We start from the raw sequence: 2,592 nt of genomic DNA, 5'->3' as shown, positions 1-2,592 counted from the left end.
CGGGCAGATTTTCTTCAAAATCATGGTGAAAGTGCTTCGTTTCTGTGTTGGGAAAATGAACGGAAACACTTGATTTTACTGACTTTCTTCAATGTAACCTTATTATAACGTCCTCCCCCCATCCCACCTCTTCATTGGGATACTCCTCATACCCCGGCAATGGTCTGGCGCCTTTTCGGAGATAGGCTTTTACTTTTTCCCCATAGAGGTAGGGATCGTTTCCATTTACAATCCCCCATTGCATTAACAATGCTGCGGATCCGCTGACAAAGGGTGTTGCAAAGGAAGTCCCTGTTACTGTTCTGTAACCACCACCGGGTACGGGAGCAACTATGTTTACTCCCGGTGCCACCAGATCAGGTTTCAGATATGGCAGCATTCTGCTGCCCCTTCCGGAAAAATCCGCATAAGAGTCAACCAGCGAATCATATGCTCCAACTGCAATAACCCGCCGGGCTGTGGCAGGTATGGTCAAAGTCCCATATGCCCTTGGTTCATAAAACCCAGTCCCTCTGTTCAGAGTATTTCCACCCGGCAGCCACAGGTAATATTCCCCTCCTCTGACCTTTTTTCCACTTAGGATGATTTTCCAGTCTCCACTGTCCACATAAGTTTTCCCAGGAAGGAAATCTATGTAGATTTCCTGTGTCAGATGATAGGGTCCAGGTTTGCCATAATAGATTAAAAGATCTGTATTTCCCAGTCTGTACCTCTGAGGACCAAGCTTTTCGTCTAAGGGGCCGATCCGGTTTCCGGATGGATTTTCAATATAAATACTCATCTCATCCTCATAAGATTTCCATAACTGCACATTTAATGTTGGTTCCCTGCTGCTCACAGATAATTCTATCTGTCTGGTCTGTCCCTGTTTCAGGGTTCCTCCCTCATGCAGAGGCTGATTGCCGTTGTTCCCTGTACCTGTACAGATAGCCAGACGTCCTGTGGAAGAAACCATATCTATATATGTTTCAAGAAGGGAATCTCCCTTGTGGGATCCATAATTATTTCCAAAACTGAGATTAATTGCCATTGGCCGTCCCATAGTCAATGCCTGTCGCACCAGATAATCAATCCCCTGTATCAGCTCCGTAGTCCTGGGAAAGGAGTTTTCTCTGGGAATTCCCATTTTCACAACCAGTAGATCACTTTCATAGGCAACTCCCTGATTCACCCCATCTGATGCCCTCCCATTTCCTGCTGCAATTCCCAGCACGGAAGTTCCATGTCCACTGTAATCTGAAGATGGAACAAGACGCCTGCCCTGGTTTTCTCCAAGTGCAAGCGCCTCATCGATCTGCTCTTTCGTATATTCAGTTCCTGTCACATATCCCTGGGGTGGATTTCCCTGTATGCTCTGATCCCATAAACGTAAAATTCTGCTGCTCCCATCTGCATTTCGGAAATCAGGGTGAAAATAATCCACTCCTGAATCCACAACTCCTGTCAGGATTCCTTTTCCCGTCAGTCCATTCCTGCCGGTCTGCACTGTGCGGATGCAGCTCGCTCCCTTCGCCTGAAACAATTCAAAATACAAGCGTTTGGGTTTCTCCATAAATTCCACCTGCACTCTGTGGGAATACTCATCAATCTCACTTTCCGGCAAAGTTACCACTGCATAGCTGCCTAACAATGGCACTACCTGAATTCCATTTCCAGCCAGACCACTTTCCGGTCCGCTGTACTTTATGATCACATCCCATAGCCTGGTTGCAGGATCATATCCTATGTTAAGATTTCCTGACTTTCTACGCTCCTGTGGTGTTGCATCCATTGCAAGATTTAAAAGGTTATCTATTTTCTGGTCTGGCATTTTAATCTCATTTCCAGATATTCACTTAGTCTATTATATACAAAAGTTCTGCATACGGACTCTTATTATAACAATTTTAGGATAATAAGCGGGAATCCTCGGCAATTCAATTACCGAGATGAAAGCGCAAACTGTGCATATCTACACTCATAATAAATAAAAATAACAAAACGGTTTTCATTCAATTTCTCCCTATAAAAGTATATTTGATAAGAATAGTATTAAACCAACTGGTGGAAAGGGAAATTACAAATTATCTATTGAGTTCATGAATACAAAGACACATGGAAGGATTACTGAAGAAATTGTTTTTAAATAATCGAATGTGAGATCTTTTGTATATTGAGAATGAAAATTTCTGAAAAAGTTCAATATTAGTGCTGGATAATCCGAAAATTACTTCGGCGCAGTTGTATAATAAAAAATATATTATATTATAAAAATTTATGATATAATATCCAAGCTACCACCCCTAAACAGGTACAGGAAGGGGGTGTGCTATCAATGGATACAATTTTATCATTTATGCTTTCTATTCTGGCAGGTGTAATCACCTATTACATTTGCAAATGGCTGGATAGAAAATAGTAGCTGGTAGCCAGCCTGGGGAATAAGCCACCCTTGCCAAAACGGAATAAAAAAGCCTCGGAGATGCGACCTCCGAGGCTTTTTGCTGTGTTACCAATGAATTTAATTTTATCATTTTGCCTATGGCAATTATAGCATATGCAGAAAATGAAATCAATATACTTTTGTGGATGATAATTTCGATTAATTTAGAT

General features: G+C 42.1%; 2 protein-coding genes. Both read right to left on the bottom strand.

What is annotated here, in order from left to right; genetic code table 11:
• Positions 1 to 88: 88 nt before the first annotated feature.
• Positions 89 to 1,810, bottom strand: coding sequence for a S8 family peptidase (locus AC075J_RS04190; protein WP_008706397.1), 1,722 nt, complete (start codon positions 1,808 to 1,810; stop codon positions 89 to 91).
• A 550-nt stretch (positions 1,811 to 2,360) separates the two neighbouring features.
• Positions 2,361 to 2,592: hypothetical protein (locus tag AC075J_RS04185; RefSeq protein WP_476390055.1), on the bottom strand; the 232-nt coding region annotated here is incomplete at its 5' end.

This window comes from Blautia sp. ZXY-1-C6, assembly GCF_056339875.1.
This window is presented reverse-complemented; position numbering and strand designations above follow the sequence as displayed.